The following is a 16,143-nucleotide window of genomic DNA, read 5'->3' as shown; positions in this document are numbered from 1 at the left end:
CCCTTGAGAACGCCCAGAGCGAAATGAAGGCCCCCGCGGGCCGCGGCAGCGCCCGGCGGCGGGGTGGCGGGCGGCACATCCTACGTCGGACGGTCCGGAAACCAGCTAGGCTTATGGCCATGTGTGGAATCGTTGGATATGTAGGCCGCTCGGCTGGCCGGGTAAATACCGAACACAAAGCCTTGGACGTTGTCCTGGAAGGATTGCGGCGCCTGGAGTACCGCGGCTATGACTCCGCGGGCATCGCGGTCGTCGCGGACGGTGCCATTTCGTCCCGCAAGAAGTCCGGCAAACTGAGCAACCTGATTGCCGAGCTCGAGGCCAACCCGCTGCCCGAGGCCATGACCGGGATCGGCCACACCCGCTGGGCGACCCACGGCGGCCCCACGGACCAGAACGCGCACCCGCACCTGTCCGACGAGGGCAAGCTGGCGCTCATCCACAACGGCATCATCGAAAACTTCGCGGAGCTCAAGCAGGAACTCCTCCGCAAGGGCGTCACGTTCCACTCTGAGACCGACACCGAGGTGGCCGCCGCGCTGCTCGGCGACATCTACCGGAACCAGCTCGGCGGCGACCCGGCCAAGGGCGGCCTGACCAAGGCCATGCAGCTTGCCTGCCAGCGCCTAGAAGGCGCCTTCACGTTGCTCGCCGTGCACGCGGACCAGCCCGACGTCGTTGTGGCCGCCCGCCGTAACTCCCCGCTCGTGGTGGGCCTTGGCGAGGGCGAGAACTTCCTCGGCTCCGACGTCTCCGGCTTCATCGACTACACTCGCCGCGCCGTGGAACTGGGCCAGGACCAGATCGTCACCATCACCGCGGACACCGTGGAGATCACCGACTTCTTCGGCGGCCCGGCCGAGGGCAAGGAATACCACGTCAACTGGGATCCGGCCTCCGCGGAGAAGGGCGGCTTCCCGTCCTTTATGGAGAAGGAAATCCACGACCAGCCGGATGCCGTGCTGCAGACCCTGCTGGGCCGCTCCGACGTCCACGGCAAGCTGACGCTCGATGAGCTCCGGATCGATCCGGAACTGCTCAAGGGCGTCGACAAGATCATCGTCCTGGCCTGCGGCACCTCCGCGTACGCCGGGCAGGTCGCCAAATACGCCATTGAGCACTGGTGCCGGATCCCCACCGAGGTGGAGCTCTCGCACGAGTTCCGCTACCGGGACCCGATCGTGGACGCCAACACCCTGATCGTCTCCATCTCCCAGTCCGGCGAGACCATGGACACGCTGATGGCCGTCCGCTACGCCAAGGAACAGGGCGCCAAGACGGTGTCCATCTGCAACACCAACGGTTCGACCATTCCGCGCGAATCCGACGCCGTGCTCTACACCCACGCGGGTCCGGAAATCGCCGTCGCCTCGACTAAGGCCTTCCTGGCCCAGATCACCGCCGCGTATCTGCTGGGCCTGTACCTGGCACAGCTGCGCGGCAACAAGTTCCAGGGCGAAATCAAGGACATCCTTGCCGACCTGGGCAAGATCCCGGCCAAGATCCAGCAGATTCTGGACAACGAGGGCCAGATGAAGGAACTCGGCGAGGCCATGGCGGACGCCAAGTCCGTGCTGTTCCTCGGCCGGCACGTCGGCTTCCCGGTGGCCATGGAAGGCGCGCTCAAGCTCAAGGAACTCGCGTACATTCACGCCGAGGGCTTTGCCGCCGGCGAGCTCAAGCACGGCCCGATCGCCCTGATCGAGGAGGGCCAGCCGGTCTTCGTGGTGGTCCCCTCGCCCCGCGGCCGCGACTCGCTGCACTCCAAGGTCGTCTCCAACATCCAGGAAGTCCGAGCCCGCGGCGCCAAGACGATCGTGATCGCCGAGGAGGGTGACGAAGCGGTCAAGGCCTTCGCCGAGCACGTCATCTACATCCCGGAGACGCCGACGCTGCTGGCCCCGCTGCTGTCCACCGTGCCGCTGCAGATCTTCGCGCTCGCCCTCGCCAGCGCCAAGGGCTACGACGTGGACCAGCCGCGGAACCTGGCCAAGAGTGTGACCGTAGAATAGCCGCATGATTGTTGGCATTGGCGTAGACGTCGTAGACATTGAGCGGTTCGGACGGCAGCTTGAGCGTACCCCCGGGTTGCGCGACCGGCTTTTCGTCCCGGCCGAGCGGGAACTGAACACCAGGTCCCTGGCGGCGCGGTTCGCCGCCAAGGAGGCCGTGGCCAAGGTCCTCGGCGCACCGGCCGGCATGAACTGGCAGGACTGCTGGATCGGCCTGGACCAGCACGGCCCCACGGTCCAGGTCAAGGACACGGTGCTGGCCGTCGCGGAGTCGAAGGGCGTCAAACGCTGGCACCTCTCGATCAGCCATGACGGCGGCATCGCTACCGCCACGGTGATCGCCGAAGGCTAAGCAACCCCATGATCAGCGCCTATACCGGGACCCACATCCGAGAAGTCGAAAAGCGGCTTCTCGAGGCAAGTGCGGACACCGGTATGGGCGCTGTTCTGATGCAGCGGGCCGCCTACGGCCTCGCCAACACGGTGGTCGGCGAATTGCGGGACCGCGGGCTGCGGGCCTACGGCTCCAGCGTCACCGTGCTCGCCGGCAAGGGCAACAACGGCGGCGACGGTCTCTTCGCGGCGGCGTTGCTGGCCCGCCGGGGCCTGCGGACGACGGCGGTGCTCACTGCCGGGGAGGCGCACCCGGCCGCACTGGCGGCGTTCCGCGCCGCCGGCGGCCAGGACACCGTGCTCGGCGAGTCCAACGCGGCAGAGCTCGCGGCGGCGGCGGCCCGGACCGACGTCGTGCTGGACGCTGTCCTCGGAACCGGCGCCCAAGGTGGGCTGCGCGGTCCGGCGGCGGCCCTGATCGAAGCGCTTGGCTGTTCCCGCCCAAAGCTTGTTGTGGCCTGCGACATCCCCAGCGGCGTGGACGCCGACACCGGCGAGGCGCACGCCCCCGTCCTGGCGGCCGACATGACCGTGACTTTCGGGGCGCCCAAGGCCGGGCTCCTCGCCGACCCCGGCGCCGACTTCACCGGCCGGCTGCGGACCATCCCCATCGGCATCGAGCACGCTCTCGGGGCCCCGGCGCTGCGCCGCCTCGAGAACGCCGACCTGGCCGCGCTGCTGCCGCACCCCGGCCGTCGCGCCCACAAGTACTCCCGGGGCGTGCTTGGTGTTGTGGCCGGGTCCACCCGTTACCCGGGGGCCGCCGTGCTCGCCTGCCGCGGTGCGCTGGCCGCCGGTGCCGGCATGGTCCGCTACCTGGGTCCCCCCGAGGTCGCCGACCTGGTCCGCCGGGCCTGCCCCGAGGTGGTGTGCGGCACGAGCGTCGCCGACGCCCACGTCCAGGCCTGGCTCCTCGGCCCGGGCCTGGACGACGGCGCCCACGAGCAGCTGGAGCGGGTCCGCGAGGCGGCCGCCGCCGGGCTCCCCACCGTGGCCGACGCCGGCGCGCTCCCGGCCCTGCCCCGCCAGCTTTCCCCGCACACCGTGCTGACCCCGCACGCGGGGGAGCTGGCCACCCTGCTGGGCCGGTACGGCGCGGCCCCGGCTCGCTCCGGCGTCGAGGAGGCAACGCTCGCCGCCGTCGGGCAAGCCGCCGGACTGACCGGGGCGACCGTGCTGCTCAAGGGCGCCACCACGCTCGTGGCAGCGCCGTCGGGCGCCGTCTTCAGCCAGGCCGAGGCCAGCCCCTGGATGGCCACCGCCGGCAGCGGCGACGTCCTGGCCGGGGTGCTGGGGGCCCTGCTGGCCCAGCTCGGTGGCGACGCCGGGGCCTTCGGGTCACGCGGCATCAACGAACCCGACCGGTGGGCCGCCGTCGCTGCGATGGCGGCCAGCCTGCACGGCCGCGCCGGCACCGTCGCCTCCAACGGCGGCCCGCTGACGGCGTCGGCCATCGCGGACGCGCTGCCGGAGGTGATCGGGCGACTGTAACAATGGCGCACGCATAATGCGCCCGGTCAATTAGTAACCCTGCTTACAAGTAGTCTGTCTAGAGATAGTTCGCAACGCACGAGGAGTACACATGGAAGTCTGGCCCGGAACGGCTTACCCGCTGGGAGCCACCTTTGACGGCACCGGCACCAATTTCGCCCTGTTCAGCGAACAGGCGGAGCGGGTCGAACTTTGCCTCCTGGCTGATGACCTGAGCGAGACCCGGATCGAACTGACCGAGGTGGACGGCTACGTCTGGCACTGCTACCTGCCGCAGATCCAGCCCGGGCAGAAGTACGGCTACCGCGTCCACGGCCCGTACGAACCCGAAAAAGGCAACCGCTTCAACGCCAACAAGCTGCTGCTGGACCCCTACGCCAAGGCAGTCCAAGGCCAGATCGACTGGGACCCGGCGCTCTTCACCTACGAGTTCGGCGATCCCGACTCCCGCAACGACGCCGACTCCGCGCCGCACACCATGCACGGCGTGGTCATCAACCCGTTCTTCGAGTGGGACGGCGACCGCCAGCTGCGGATCCCATACCACCAGTCGGTCATCTACGAGGCCCACGTCAAGGGCCTGACCGAGCTGCACCCGGATATTCCGGAGGAACAGCGCGGCACCTATGCTGCCGTCGCCCACCCGGCGGTCATCGAACACCTGAAGAAGCTCGGCATCACGGCGATCGAGCTGATGCCCGTCCACCAGTTCGTCAACGACGGGACCCTCGTGGAGAAAGGCCTCAACAACTACTGGGGCTACAACACCATCGGCTTCTTCGCCCCGCAAAACACCTACAGCTCCTCCGGCGACGTCGGACACCAGGTCCAGGAATTCAAGGCCATGGTCCGCGACCTGCACCGCGCCGGCATCGAGGTCATCCTCGACGTCGTCTACAACCACACGGCGGAAGGCAACCACCTCGGCCCCACGCTCTCCTTCAAGGGCATCGACAACCAGGCCTACTACCGCCTGGTCGACGGCGACCTGAAGCACTACATGGACTACACCGGCACGGGCAACTCGCTCAACGTCCGCCACCCGCACTCCCTGCAGCTGCTGATGGACTCCCTGCGCTACTGGGTGACGGAGATGCACGTCGACGGCTTCCGCTTCGACCTCGCCTCCACGCTGGCCCGCGAATTCTACGACGTCGACAAGCTCTCCACCTTCTTCGAACTGATCCAGCAGGACCCGATCGTGTCCCAGGTCAAACTGATCGCCGAGCCGTGGGACGTCGGGCCCGGCGGCTACCAGGTAGGCAACTTCCCGCCGCAGTGGACCGAATGGAACGGCAAGTACCGCGACACCGTCCGCGACTTCTGGCGCGGCGAACCCTCCACGCTGGGCGAATTCGCCTCCCGCCTGACCGGCTCGGCGGACCTGTACGAAAGCTCCGCCCGCCGCCCGGTGGCCTCGATCAACTTCGTCACCGCCCACGACGGCTTCACCATGCGGGACCTGGTCTCCTACAACGAGAAGCACAACGAGGCCAACGGCGAAGGCAACAACGACGGCGAATCGCATAACCGCTCCTGGAACTGCGGCGAGGAAGGCGACACGGACAATGACACCGTGCTGACCCTCCGCGCCCGCCAGCAGCGGAACTTCATCGCCACGCTGCTGCTCTCGCAGGGCGTGCCGATGCTGCTGCACGGCGACGAACTGGGCCGCACCCAGCAGGGCAACAACAACACCTACTGCCAGGATTCCGAACTGAGCTGGGTGCACTGGGAGGCCATGGACCAGCCGCTCGTGGAGTTCACCGCCTTCGTCAACAAGATCCGCCACGACCACCCGACGTTCCGGCGCAGCCGCTTCTTCGACGGCCGGCCGGTCGTCCGCGGCGAGGGCGAGAAACTGCCCGACATCGTCTGGCTCAAGACCGACGGCAGCGAAATGCTGCCCGAGGACTGGGGCAGCGGCTTCGGCCGGACCATCGGCGTCTTCTACAACGGCCACGGCATCCAGGAGCAGGACTCGCGCGGCCGCCGGATCACCGACGACAGCTTCCTGATGGCCTTCAACGCCCACGACGACAACGTGGACTTCGTGCTGCCCAACGAGGAGTACTCGCCGTTCTGGGAGCTGCTGGTGGACACAGCGGACAAGGCCGACAAGGACGAACCGCTCAAGGCCGGTGCCGCGCTCACGCTGGCGGCTAAGTCCATGGTGGTGCTGCGCGCCTATTCAGGCCCGGAGGTGGAGGTGGACTACTCCGCCGCCGCGTCGCTGGCCTCGATGGCCGAGCACGAGGACGCCCAGGACGAGATGGTGGAGGCGCAGACCAAGGCTGCGGAAACCAGCGCCGCCAAGGCTTCCGCTTCATGAGGACCCCCGCCTCGACCTACCGGCTGCAGATCCGGTCCGGCTTCACCCTGCAGGATGCCGCCGCGACCGTGCCCTACCTGAAATCCCTGGGGGTCGACTGGGTCTACCTGTCGCCGATCCTGACCGCGGAGCGGGGCTCGGACCACGGTTACGACGTCACCGACCCCGCCGCGATCGACCCGGACCGCGGCGGCCCGGAGGGGCTCGAGGCGGTGTCCCGTGCCGCGCGGGAGGCCGGCATGGGCGTGCTGGTGGACATCGTGCCCAACCACGTCGGCGTCGCCACCCCGGTGCAGAACCCATGGTGGTGGTCGCTGCTCAAGGAGGGCCGGCAGTCCCGCTACGCCCAGGCGTTCGACGTCGACTGGGACTTCGGCGGCGGCCGGATCCGGATCCCGGTCCTCGGCGACGACTCGGACGTGGACGCGCTGGAAGTCCGCGACGGCGAGCTGCGCTACTACGACCACCGGTTCCCGCTGGCCGAGGGCAGCTATACGGAAGGGGACGACCCGCGCGAGGTCCACAACCGGCAGCATTACGAACTCGTAGGATGGCGCCGCGCCGACAACGACCTGAACTACCGCCGGTTCTTCGCCGTCAACACCCTGGCCGGGATCAAGGTGGAGGTCCCGGAGGTCTTCGACGAGGCGCACGAGGAGGCGGTCCGCTGGTTCCGTGAGGGCCTGGTGGACGGCCTGCGCATCGACCACCCGGACGGCCTCGCGGACCCGGCCGGCTACCTCCGGCGCCTGCGCGAGGTGACCGGCGGGGCCTACCTGCTGATCGAGAAAATCCTGGAGCCCGGCGAGGAGCTTCCCGCCGGCTTCGAGTGCGAGGGGACCACCGGGTACGACGCCCTTGCGGACGTGGACCGGGTCCTTGTGGACCCGGCCGGGCAGGCTGGCCTCGATGCGCTGGACGCGTCGCTGCGCGGCGGAACGCCCGCGGACTACGAGGAGATGATCCGCGGCACCAAGCGCCGGATCACGGACGGGATCCTGCATTCGGAGATGCTGCGGCTCGCCCGGCTGGTCCCGGCTTCCGCCGGGCTGGGCCCGGAGGCCACCGTCGATGCGCTCTCCGAGATCACCGCGGCCTTCCCGGTGTACCGCAGCTACCTTCCCGAGGGGGAGGACGTGCTGCGCGAGGCGTGTGAGCTCGCGGCCCGCCGCCGCCCGGAACTGGAACCGGCCGTGCAGGCGCTGCTGCCGCTGCTGTTGCGCGCCGGCCCCGGCGCCGATGAGGAACTGGGCCGGCGCTTCCAGCAGACCTCCGGCATGGTGATGGCCAAGGGCGTCGAGGACACCGCCTTCTTCCGGTATACCCGGCTGGGCACCCTTACCGAAGTCGGCGCGGACCCCACCGAGTTCGCGGTGTCCACCGACGAGTTCCACGCCCGGATGGCCCGGCGCCAGGCCGCGCAGCCGCTGTCCATGACCACGCTCAGCACCCACGACACCAAGCGCAGCGAGGACACCCGCGCGCGGATCTCGGTCCTTGCGGAGCTGGCCCCGGAGTGGACCGCGTCGCTGGGCCGGCTGCAGAAGCTCGCGCCACTGCCGGACGGGCCGCTGGCCAACCTGCTGTGGCAGGCGGTTGCCGGGGTCTGGCCGGCGGACCGGGACCGGCTGCAGTCCTACGCCCAGAAGGCCGCCCGCGAGGCCGGCAACTCGACCAACTGGCTCGATCCCGACGCGGAGTTCGAGGCGAAGCTGGCGGCAGCGGTCGACGCGGCCTTCGACAACCCCGAGGTGCGCGCCGAACTCGATGCCCTGGTGACCCTGCTGGACCCGTACGGCTCCGCCAACGCGCTCTCCGCCAAACTCGTCCAGCTCACCATGCCCGGCGTGCCGGACGTGTACCAGGGCACCGAGTTCTGGGACCGTTCGCTGACCGACCCGGACAACCGCCGCCCGTTCGACTTCGCCGCCCGCCGCGCCGCCCTGGCAGCGCTCGACGCCGGCGAGCTCCCGGCGTCGTACCGGGACGACGCGGCAAAACTGCTGGTCACCTCCCGGGCCCTGCGGCTGCGGCGGGACCGGCCGGAGCTGTTCACCGGCTACAGGGCCGTGCCGGCCACCGGCCCTGCGGCCGGCCACCTGATCGCCTTCGACCGCGGAACCGGCGCACCCGGGGCCATCACCCTGGCCACCAGGCTGCCCCGCGGCCTGGAACAGCGGGGAGGCTGGCAGGACACCGCCATTGACCTCGCCTCCGCCATGACGGACCAGCTCAGCGGCAGGTCCTTCGGCCCGGGAACGGTGCAGGTGGGGGAGATCCTGCGCGACTACCCGGTGGCGCTGCTGGTCCCGGCCGCCTGACACGCACGACCTGACGAACAGACAGATGGGAGCGGCAATGACTCTGCCCGCACACGGAACCGAACGCTTCGACCTCTGGGCGCCCAAAGCCCGGGAGGTCACGCTGCTCGCCGGCGGACAGCGGCACGCGATGCGCCCGGCGTCGGCGTCCGGGGACGGCCGGGACGGCTGGTGGACCGCCCCGGAGGCACCTTCGGGCGAGGTGGACTACGGCTACCTGCTGGACGGGGACACCACACCACTGCCGGACCCGCGCTCGCGCCGCCAGCCCGAGGGTGTGCACTCGCTCTCGCGGACCTTCGACGCCGGGGCCCACACGTGGGGCGACGGCGACTGGACGGGCCGCGGACTGCAGGGCGGGGTCATCTACGAACTGCACCTGGGCACCTTCACGCCCGAGGGGACCCTCGACGCAGCGGCCGGAAAGCTCGGCTATTTGACGGACCTCGGCGTCGACTTTGTGGAACTGCTGCCGGTCAACGGGTTCAACGGCACCCACAACTGGGGCTACGACGGTGTCCTCTGGTACACCGTGCACGAGGGCTACGGCGGCCCCGCCGCCTACCAGCGCTTCGTCGACGCGGCCCACGCCGCGGGCCTGGGCGTGATCCAGGACGTGGTCTACAACCACCTCGGCCCCAGCGGCAACTACCTGCCCCGGTTCGGGCCGTACCTCAAGGCCGGGGAGGGCAACACCTGGGGCGACTCGGTCAACCTGGACGGACCGGGCTCCGACGTCGTCCGGGACTACATCCTGGACAACGCCGCCATGTGGCTGCGCGACTACCACGTGGACGGCCTGCGGCTCGATGCCGTGCATGCCTTCAAGGACGAGCGCGCGGTGCACCTGCTCGAGGACTTCGGTGCCCTCGCCGACGCGGTGGCGGCGGAAACCGGACGCCCGGCGACCATGATCGCGGAGTCGGACCTGAACAACCCGCGCCTGCTCTACCCGCGTGCCGTCAACGGCTGCGGCCTGGCCGGGCAGTGGAGCGATGACTTCCACCACGCCGTCCACGTCAACGTCAGCGGCGAAACCACCGGCTACTACGGCGACTTCGATTCGCTCGCGGCGCTGGCCAAGGTCCTGGTGGACGGGTTCTTCCATGACGGCAGCTACTCAAGCTTCCGGGAGCGGCACCACGGCCGTCCCATCAACACCTCCCTGGTCCGCCCCGCCGCCCTGGTGGTGTGCAGCCAGAACCACGACCAGATCGGCAACCGGGCCACGGGCGACCGGCTCTCCCAGAGTCTCGGCTACGGGCAGCTGGCGCTCGCCGCCGTCGCGACACTGACCTCCCCGTTCACCCCGATGCTGTTTATGGGGGAGGAATACGGCGCCACCACGCCCTGGCAGTTCTTCACGTCCCATCCGGAGCCCGAGCTCGGAAAGGCCACCGCGGAGGGCCGGATCAAGGAGTTCGAGCGGATGGGCTGGGACCCCGCCGTCGTGCCCGACCCGCAGGACCCGGCCACGTTCACCCGCTCCAAGCTGGACTGGTCCGAGGCGGGGACCGGCGACCACGCGCGGCTGCTCGAGCTGTACCGGAACCTGATCGCGCTGCGCCGCGCGACCCCGGAGCTCGCCGGGCTGGGGTTCGAGGACACGGCGGTGGCTTTCAGCGAGGCCGACCGCTGGCTGCGCCTGCGCCGCGGCGGCGTGGAGGTGGCGATGAACTTCTCCGCCGAACCCCGCCGGGTTGCCGTCGGCGGCGGTTCGCTGCTGCTGGCCACCGAGGACGGCGTCGCGTTGGCCGCCGGCCAGGTTGAGCTGCCGGGGCACAGCGCCGCCGTCGTTTCGAAATAGGACAGGATAGTAGTTATGACTTACCATGCAGCAGAGAACCGCTATGACTCCATGCCGTACCGCCGGGTGGGCCGCAGCGGCCTGAAACTGCCGGCCATTTCGCTTGGCCTGTGGCACAACTTCGGGGACGACAAACCGTTCGAGGTGCAGCGCGCCATCCTGCGCCGCGCCTTCGACCTGGGCGTCACCCACTTCGACCTCGCCAACAACTACGGCCCGCCCTACGGCAGCGCGGAGACCAACTTCGGCCGCCACTTCAAGGACGACTTCGCCCCGTACCGCGACGAACTGGTCATCTCAAGCAAGGCCGGCTACGACATGTGGCCGGGGCCCTATGGCAACTGGGGCTCGCGCAAATACCTGCTGGCCAGCCTGGACCAGTCACTGGGCCGGATGGGCCTGGACTACGTCGACATCTTCTACAGCCACCGGCCCGACCCGGAAACCCCGCTGGAAGAGACCATGGGCGCCCTGGACCAGGCCGTCCGCTCCGGCAAGGCGCTGTACGCGGGCATCTCCTCCTACACCCCGGAGCAGACCCTCGAGGCGGCCCGGATCCTCAAGGAGCTTGGCACCCCGCTGCTGATCCACCAGCCCAGCTACTCCATGCTGAACCGCTGGACCGAGAACGGCAGCCCCAGCCTCTACGAGGCGCTGGAGCAGGTGGGCGCCGGAGCCATCGCCTTCTCGCCGCTGGCGCAGGGCATGCTCACCGACCGCTACCTCGACGGCGTACCGGCGGATTCCCGTGCGGCGCAGGACAAATCCCTGGACCAGGGCATGATCACCGCGGAAAACCTGGACCGGATCCGGGGCCTCAACCGGATCGCCCAGGGACGGGGCCAGACCCTGGCGCAGATGGCGATCGCCTGGATCCTCCGCGAGCAGGGCAAGGGCGCCTCGGTGACCTCCGCGCTGGTCGGGGCGTCCAGTGTCCGCCAGCTCGAGGACACCCTGGCCGCGGTCGAGAACCTGGACTTCACGGCCGATGAGCTGGACGCGATCGACGAGTTCGCCGTCGAGTCCGACATCAATCTCTGGGCGCAGAAGTAAGCGAACGCCTGGGCGCCCGTCAGGGCGCCACTCCGGGGCGCCCGGCGGGGTGCCCGCACGGCGTAACAGATTGGGCGCCGCGGCCGGGAACAACTTGAGTCCCGGCGCCGTTGACTAGAATGCAAGAGTGCCGCATGGCGTTGTGCCCGTTTGCCGCCGCCGTACATCAGAGTATGGCCGCGCCGGGCACGTGAAGTTTGTTCTCAAAGGGAGTTTCGTGTCTGCAAATCCGATTCGTGTTGCAATCGTCGGCGTGGGTAACTGTGCCACTTCGCTGGTCCAGGGCGTCGAGTACTACCGGGACGCCGATCCCCAGGCCACGATCCCGGGTCTGATGCACGTGCAATTCGGCAAGTACCACGTCAACGACGTCCAGTTCGTGGCGGCCTTCGACGTCGACGGCAAGAAGGTTGGCCAGGACCTGTCCGCCGCGATCCTCGCCAGCGAGAACAACACCATCAAGATCGCCGACGTCCCGCCCGCCGGCGTCACGGTCCAGCGCGGCCCGACCCTGGACGGTCTCGGCAAGTACTACCTCGAGACTATCGAGCAGTCCCCGGAGGAGCCGGTCGACGTCGTCCAGGCCCTTAAGGACGCCCAGGTCGACGTGATGGTCTGCTACCTGCCGGTCGGTTCCCAGGAAGCCGCCGAGTACTACGCCCAGTGCGCGATCGACGCCGGCGTGGCGTTCGTCAACGCGCTGCCGGTGTTCATCGCCGGGACCAAGGAGTGGGCGGACAAGTTCACCGCCGCCGGTGTGCCGATTGTGGGTGACGACATCAAGAGCCAGATCGGAGCGACCATTACGCACCGCGTTATGGCCAAGCTGTTCGAGGACCGCGGCGTCACCCTGGACCGCACGTACCAGCTGAACGTCGGCGGCAACATGGACTTCAAGAACATGCTCGAGCGCGACCGCCTCGAGTCCAAGAAGATCTCCAAGACCCAGGCCGTGACCTCCAACGTCGAGGCCGAACTCGCCGCCAAGGACGTGCACATCGGCCCGTCGGACTACGTGCAGTGGCTCGATGACCGCAAGTGGGCCTTCGTCCGCCTCGAGGGCCGCAACTTCGGCGACGCCCCGGTCTCGCTGGAATACAAGCTGGAGGTCTGGGACTCTCCCAACTCCGCCGGCGTGATCATCGACGCCGTCCGCGCCGCCAAGATCGGCCTGGACCGCGGCATCGGCGGCCCGCTGCTCTCGGCGTCGAGCTACTTCATGAAGTCCCCGCCGGAGCAGTTCAACGACGACCTCGCCCGCGAAAAGGTCGAGGCCTTCATCCGCGGCGACCTGGAGCGCTAAGCCCCACCTGTCCCTCCGGACGCTCCCTCACGTCCGGCGGGTTCCAACACGACGCTCCCGTACTTATGGTGCGTTTAACCGCAACGCTCCCGCACTTATGGTGCGGGAGCGTTGTGTTTTCAGGGTGTGGGCAGCGACGATCCCTCACTTCCGGTCGGCACCGACGCGATCCTCCCTCACTTCCGGTCGGCACAGACGCAATCCTTCCTCACTTTGTGCAGGAACGGCAGAGACGCTCCCTCAGACGGCGTCTGAAAAGCCGGCAGCGGTTGACGGGCTGATGTATGCGCTGCGGAGGGATCGCTTTATCCTGGCGGTGGCCCCAGCGAAGCCATCAGCGTGATCAGCTCTTGTTAGAAGGAGAACCGTCCACCCCGCTGCTTCGAAGGCCTTGTCCCGCCGGCGATCGCTGATGATCTGGGCAGGGAGTAGGTGGTGCTCGCCGTCGTACTGGACCGCAAGGCGCCGTCGCCGATACCCAAGGTCCGCCGTCGGCGTCCCCGCAATGCCAGCGCGCAACTCGATTTGCAGCTCCGGTTCAGGCAGCCCGGCGTCGCACATCGCGAGGCGGAGGAGAGTCTCAGGCCCTGAATCGGCTCCCACCCGCATCAGATCAAGGGCCTCCCGTGCGCGGACGATCCCCTGGAGATTCGGATGACGGCGCAGCATAACTCGCAGCCCGTCGATGGTCGCGAAAGGCTCGCTCCGCCCCTCCAGATTGAACCGGGGGATCCGAACGAGCTCATCGCCCATGCAGACAAGCTCGGGCAGGCTCAACTGCCGGGCTAGGTCGAGCCACGTCCGGGGACGGGTACTGATCCGGATGCCGTCCGCTGACTCGATCTCGTCGTCGAACGCAACAACCGTGTGTCCCACGATCCCCTTACGGCGAACTTCCGGGAGCGCGCGCGGCTTGCTCAAGTGCAGTTCCTCAGAGTCCGAGAGCCACGGAGGCAAGAGCTGGCAGCGGAGCCTGGCAGCCGTGACGTGCGAGATCCAAGCCTCCGGCGACGCGGCGGACAGCGCTCGAGCCGCCGCCTCAAGCTCAAAGCTCCAACCCGCAGGCCGGTAAAGGCCCCGGCTGATGTGCCTGAAGTCGGGCTGTCGGAGTCTCGCTCTGGGCACTCCCAACGACGTTGCAGCTGCAAGGGTGAAGGGTCCGGCCGCTAGCACGCCAGGAAGATCTCTCCGCGTTCTCATGCTGGCATTGTGAGCGACTTCGAAAATCCGTGCAGAAGTTATCCACAGCTTTTTCTGTCGCCGCCCACGATCCGAGGGAGGGTTGGGTTTGGGGGCGCCGGATGTGCGGGAGCGTTGGGTTTGGGGGCGCCGGATGTGCGGGAGCGTTGGGTTTGGGGGCGCCTGATGTGCGGGAGCGTTGGGTTTGGGGGCGCCGGATGTGCGGGAGCGTCGGGATTGGTGGCGCCGGATGTGCGGGAGCGTTGGGTTTGGTGGCGCCGGATGTGCGGGAGCGTTGGGTTTGGGGGCGCCGGATGTGCGGGAGCGTTGGGTGTGGGGGCGCCGGATGTGCGGGAGCGTTGGGTTTGGGGGCGCCGGATGTGCGGGAGCGTTGGGTGTGGGGGCGCCGGATGTGCGGGAGCGTTGGGTTTGGGGGCGCCGGATGTGCGGGAGCGTTGGGTGTGGGGGCGCCGGATGTGCGGGAGCGTTGGGTTTGGTGGCGCCGGAAGTGAGGGAGCGTTTAGAAGAGGCCGACGGGGTTGCCGTGGGCGTCGACGTCCATCCGCATCGCCGCGGGGACCTTGGGCAGGCCCGGCATCGTCATGACCGCGCCCGTGAGCGCCACGATGAACCCGGCCCCGGTCTTCGGAATCAGGTCGCGCACGTGGACGGTGAAGCCCTTCGGCGCGCCGAGTTTGGTGGCGTCGTCGCTGAAGGAATACTGCGTCTTCGCCATGCAGACCGGCATCCCGGACCAGCCGTTCTTCTCGATCTCCGCGAGCCGCTTGAGCGCCGGGACGGAGAAGTCGACGCCGTCGGCCCCGTAGATCTCCTGCACGATGGTGCGGATCTTGTCCTCCACGGACATCTCCAGCGGGTACAGGTGCCGGAAGCCGTGCGGGGCGTCGATGGCGGCGGCGACCTTCGCGGCGAGCTCATCGCCGCCGTCGCCGCCTCCGCCGCGGCCCCAGACGTCGGCCACGGCGGCCTGCACACCTTCCGCGGCGCACCAGTCCAGCAGCCAGTCGAGTTCCTCCTGGGTGTCCGTGCCGAACTTGTTGATCGCGACCACCGGGGTGATGCCGAACTTCTCCACGTTGCGCACGTGCCGCTGCAGGTTCGCGACGCCGGCGGCCAGTGCCTCGACGCTGGGCTCCTTGAGCTGGTCCTTGGCGACTCCGCCGTGCATCTTGAGGGCGCGGATGGTGGCCACCACCACGACGGCGGACGGCGCGACGTCGGCCATTCTCGCCTTGATGTCCATGAACTTCTCGGCGCCCAGGTCGGCGCCGAAGCCGGCCTCGGTGATGACGACGTCGGCCAGGGCCCGCGCTGTCTGGGTGGCGATGAGGGAGTTGCAGCCGTGCGCGATGTTGGCGAACGGCCCGCCGTGCACCAGCGCCGGGGTGCCGGCGATGGTCTGCACCAGGTTGGGTTTGATGGCGTCCTTGAGCAACACGGTCAGGGCGCCCTGGACGCCGAGGTCGGCCACGGTGACCGGTTCGCGGTCGTAGGTGTAGCCGAAGGTGATCCGGCCCAGCCGGGTGCGCAGGTCGTCCAGGCCGGTGGCGAGGCAGAACACCGCCATGATCTCCGAGGCGACCGTGATGTCGAAACCGTCCTGCCGCGGCACACCCTGCGTCGGGCCGCCCAGGCCGATCACGACTTCGCGGAGGGCGCGGTCGTTCATGTCCAGCACGCGCTTGAACGTCATCCGGCGCGGGTCGATGTTGAGCGCGTTGCCCTGGTAAATGTGGTTGTCCACCAACGCCATCAGGGCGTTGTTGGCGGAGGTGATGGCGTGGAAGTCGCCGGTGAAATGCAGGTTGATTTCGTCCATCGGCAGGACCTGGGAGTAGCCGCCGCCGGTCGCGCCGCCCTTCATACCCAGGATTGGCCCAAGCGAGGGCTCACGCAACGCGATCATCACCCGGTGCCCGGCGCGGGCCAGGGAGTCCGCCAGCCCGACCGTGGTGGTGGATTTGCCCTCGCCAGCCGGCGTCGGGGACATGGCCGAGACGAGCACCACCTTGCCGGGGGCATGCGCGGCGTCGAGCGTCAGCTTGGCGGGGTCGATTTTCGCCTTGTAACGGCCGTAGAATTCCAGCGCCTCGGGGTTGATCCCGGCGGCGGCGGCGATGTCCTCGATCGGCCGCATGGTGGCCCGCTGGGCGATCTCCAGATCGCTCAGGATAGGGGCGGTCCCGGAGTCGGTGGTTTCCGTGGTGTTCTCAGACATCGTTGTCCTTCGG

The 16,143-nt window shown here is 68.7% G+C and carries 10 protein-coding genes; 8 read left to right on the top strand and 2 right to left on the bottom strand.

The features are described from left to right. Positions 1-119: 119 nt before the first annotated feature. The 8 genes from glmS (at position 120) to ABLI39_RS08350 (ending at position 12,712) form a co-directional block, all read left to right on the top strand. The gene (glmS, locus tag ABLI39_RS08385) at positions 120-2,012 is read left to right on the top strand and encodes a glutamine--fructose-6-phosphate transaminase (isomerizing) (protein WP_349412985.1); all 1,893 of its coding nucleotides are present in this window, start codon (positions 120-122) and stop codon (positions 2,010-2,012) included. 4 nt (positions 2,013-2,016) lie between these two features. Continuing rightward, on the top strand, positions 2,017-2,364 hold the full coding sequence (locus ABLI39_RS08380; RefSeq protein ID WP_146336899.1) for a holo-ACP synthase: 348 nt from the start codon (positions 2,017-2,019) through the stop codon (positions 2,362-2,364). 8 nt (positions 2,365-2,372) lie between these two features. Continuing rightward, positions 2,373-3,896 (top strand): NAD(P)H-hydrate epimerase, encoded by a 1,524-nt coding sequence (locus ABLI39_RS08375; RefSeq protein WP_349412984.1) that lies wholly within the window; start codon positions 2,373-2,375, stop codon positions 3,894-3,896. Between the two features lie 91 nt (positions 3,897-3,987). Further along, positions 3,988-6,228: a glycogen debranching protein GlgX gene (glgX, locus tag ABLI39_RS08370; RefSeq protein ID WP_349412983.1), complete on the top strand. Its 2,241-nt coding sequence runs from the start codon at positions 3,988-3,990 to the stop codon at positions 6,226-6,228. Continuing rightward, on the top strand, positions 6,225-8,549 hold the full coding sequence (gene treY / locus ABLI39_RS08365; protein ID WP_349412982.1) for a malto-oligosyltrehalose synthase: 2,325 nt from the start codon (positions 6,225-6,227) through the stop codon (positions 8,547-8,549). The genes glgX and treY overlap by 4 nt, the downstream gene beginning before the upstream one ends. 37 nt (positions 8,550-8,586) lie before the next feature. Next, on the top strand, positions 8,587-10,356 hold the full coding sequence (gene treZ / locus ABLI39_RS08360; RefSeq protein ID WP_349412981.1) for a malto-oligosyltrehalose trehalohydrolase: 1,770 nt from the start codon (positions 8,587-8,589) through the stop codon (positions 10,354-10,356). Between the two features lie 15 nt (positions 10,357-10,371). Beyond that, on the top strand, positions 10,372-11,409 hold the full coding sequence (mgrA, locus tag ABLI39_RS08355) for an L-glyceraldehyde 3-phosphate reductase (RefSeq protein ID WP_349412980.1): 1,038 nt from the start codon (positions 10,372-10,374) through the stop codon (positions 11,407-11,409). Between the two features lie 217 nt (positions 11,410-11,626). Then, positions 11,627-12,712, top strand: coding sequence for an inositol-3-phosphate synthase (locus ABLI39_RS08350; RefSeq protein ID WP_349412979.1), 1,086 nt, complete (start codon positions 11,627-11,629; stop codon positions 12,710-12,712). A gap of 240 nt (positions 12,713-12,952) precedes the next feature. Here ABLI39_RS08350 and ABLI39_RS08345 read toward each other — a convergent pair whose 3' ends face one another. Together ABLI39_RS08345 and ABLI39_RS08340 are read right to left on the bottom strand one after the other, a co-directional pair. Continuing rightward, positions 12,953-13,633, bottom strand: coding sequence for a putative endonuclease domain-containing protein (locus ABLI39_RS08345; RefSeq protein ID WP_349412978.1), 681 nt, complete (start codon positions 13,631-13,633; stop codon positions 12,953-12,955). Between the two features lie 778 nt (positions 13,634-14,411). Continuing rightward, positions 14,412-16,130, bottom strand: a complete 1,719-nt coding sequence (locus tag ABLI39_RS08340; protein ID WP_349412977.1) for a formate--tetrahydrofolate ligase — start codon at positions 16,128-16,130, stop codon at positions 14,412-14,414. Positions 16,131-16,143 lie beyond the last annotated feature (13 nt).

The organism is Pseudarthrobacter sp. B907, from assembly GCF_040137805.1.
Taxonomy (GTDB): Bacteria; Actinomycetota; Actinomycetes; order Actinomycetales; family Micrococcaceae; genus Arthrobacter.
This window is presented reverse-complemented; position numbering and strand designations above follow the sequence as displayed.

What these genes read in the sequence shown, in the direction of transcription:
- glmS (WP_349412985.1), top strand. Translation starts at nt 120, where the DNA reads ATGTGTGGAATCGTTGGATATGTAGGCCGCTCGGCTGGCCGGGTAAAT.
- ABLI39_RS08380 (WP_146336899.1), top strand. Translation starts at nt 2,017, where the DNA reads ATGATTGTTGGCATTGGCGTAGACGTCGTAGACATTGAGCGGTTCGGA.
- ABLI39_RS08375 (WP_349412984.1), top strand. Translation starts at nt 2,373, where the DNA reads ATGATCAGCGCCTATACCGGGACCCACATCCGAGAAGTCGAAAAGCGG.
- glgX (WP_349412983.1), top strand. Translation starts at nt 3,988, where the DNA reads ATGGAAGTCTGGCCCGGAACGGCTTACCCGCTGGGAGCCACCTTTGAC.
- treY (WP_349412982.1), top strand. Translation starts at nt 6,225, where the DNA reads ATGAGGACCCCCGCCTCGACCTACCGGCTGCAGATCCGGTCCGGCTTC.
- treZ (WP_349412981.1), top strand. Translation starts at nt 8,587, where the DNA reads ATGACTCTGCCCGCACACGGAACCGAACGCTTCGACCTCTGGGCGCCC.
- mgrA (WP_349412980.1), top strand. Translation starts at nt 10,372, where the DNA reads ATGACTTACCATGCAGCAGAGAACCGCTATGACTCCATGCCGTACCGC.
- ABLI39_RS08340 (WP_349412977.1), bottom strand. Translation starts at nt 16,130, where the DNA reads ATGTCTGAGAACACCACGGAAACCACCGACTCCGGGACCGCCCCTATC.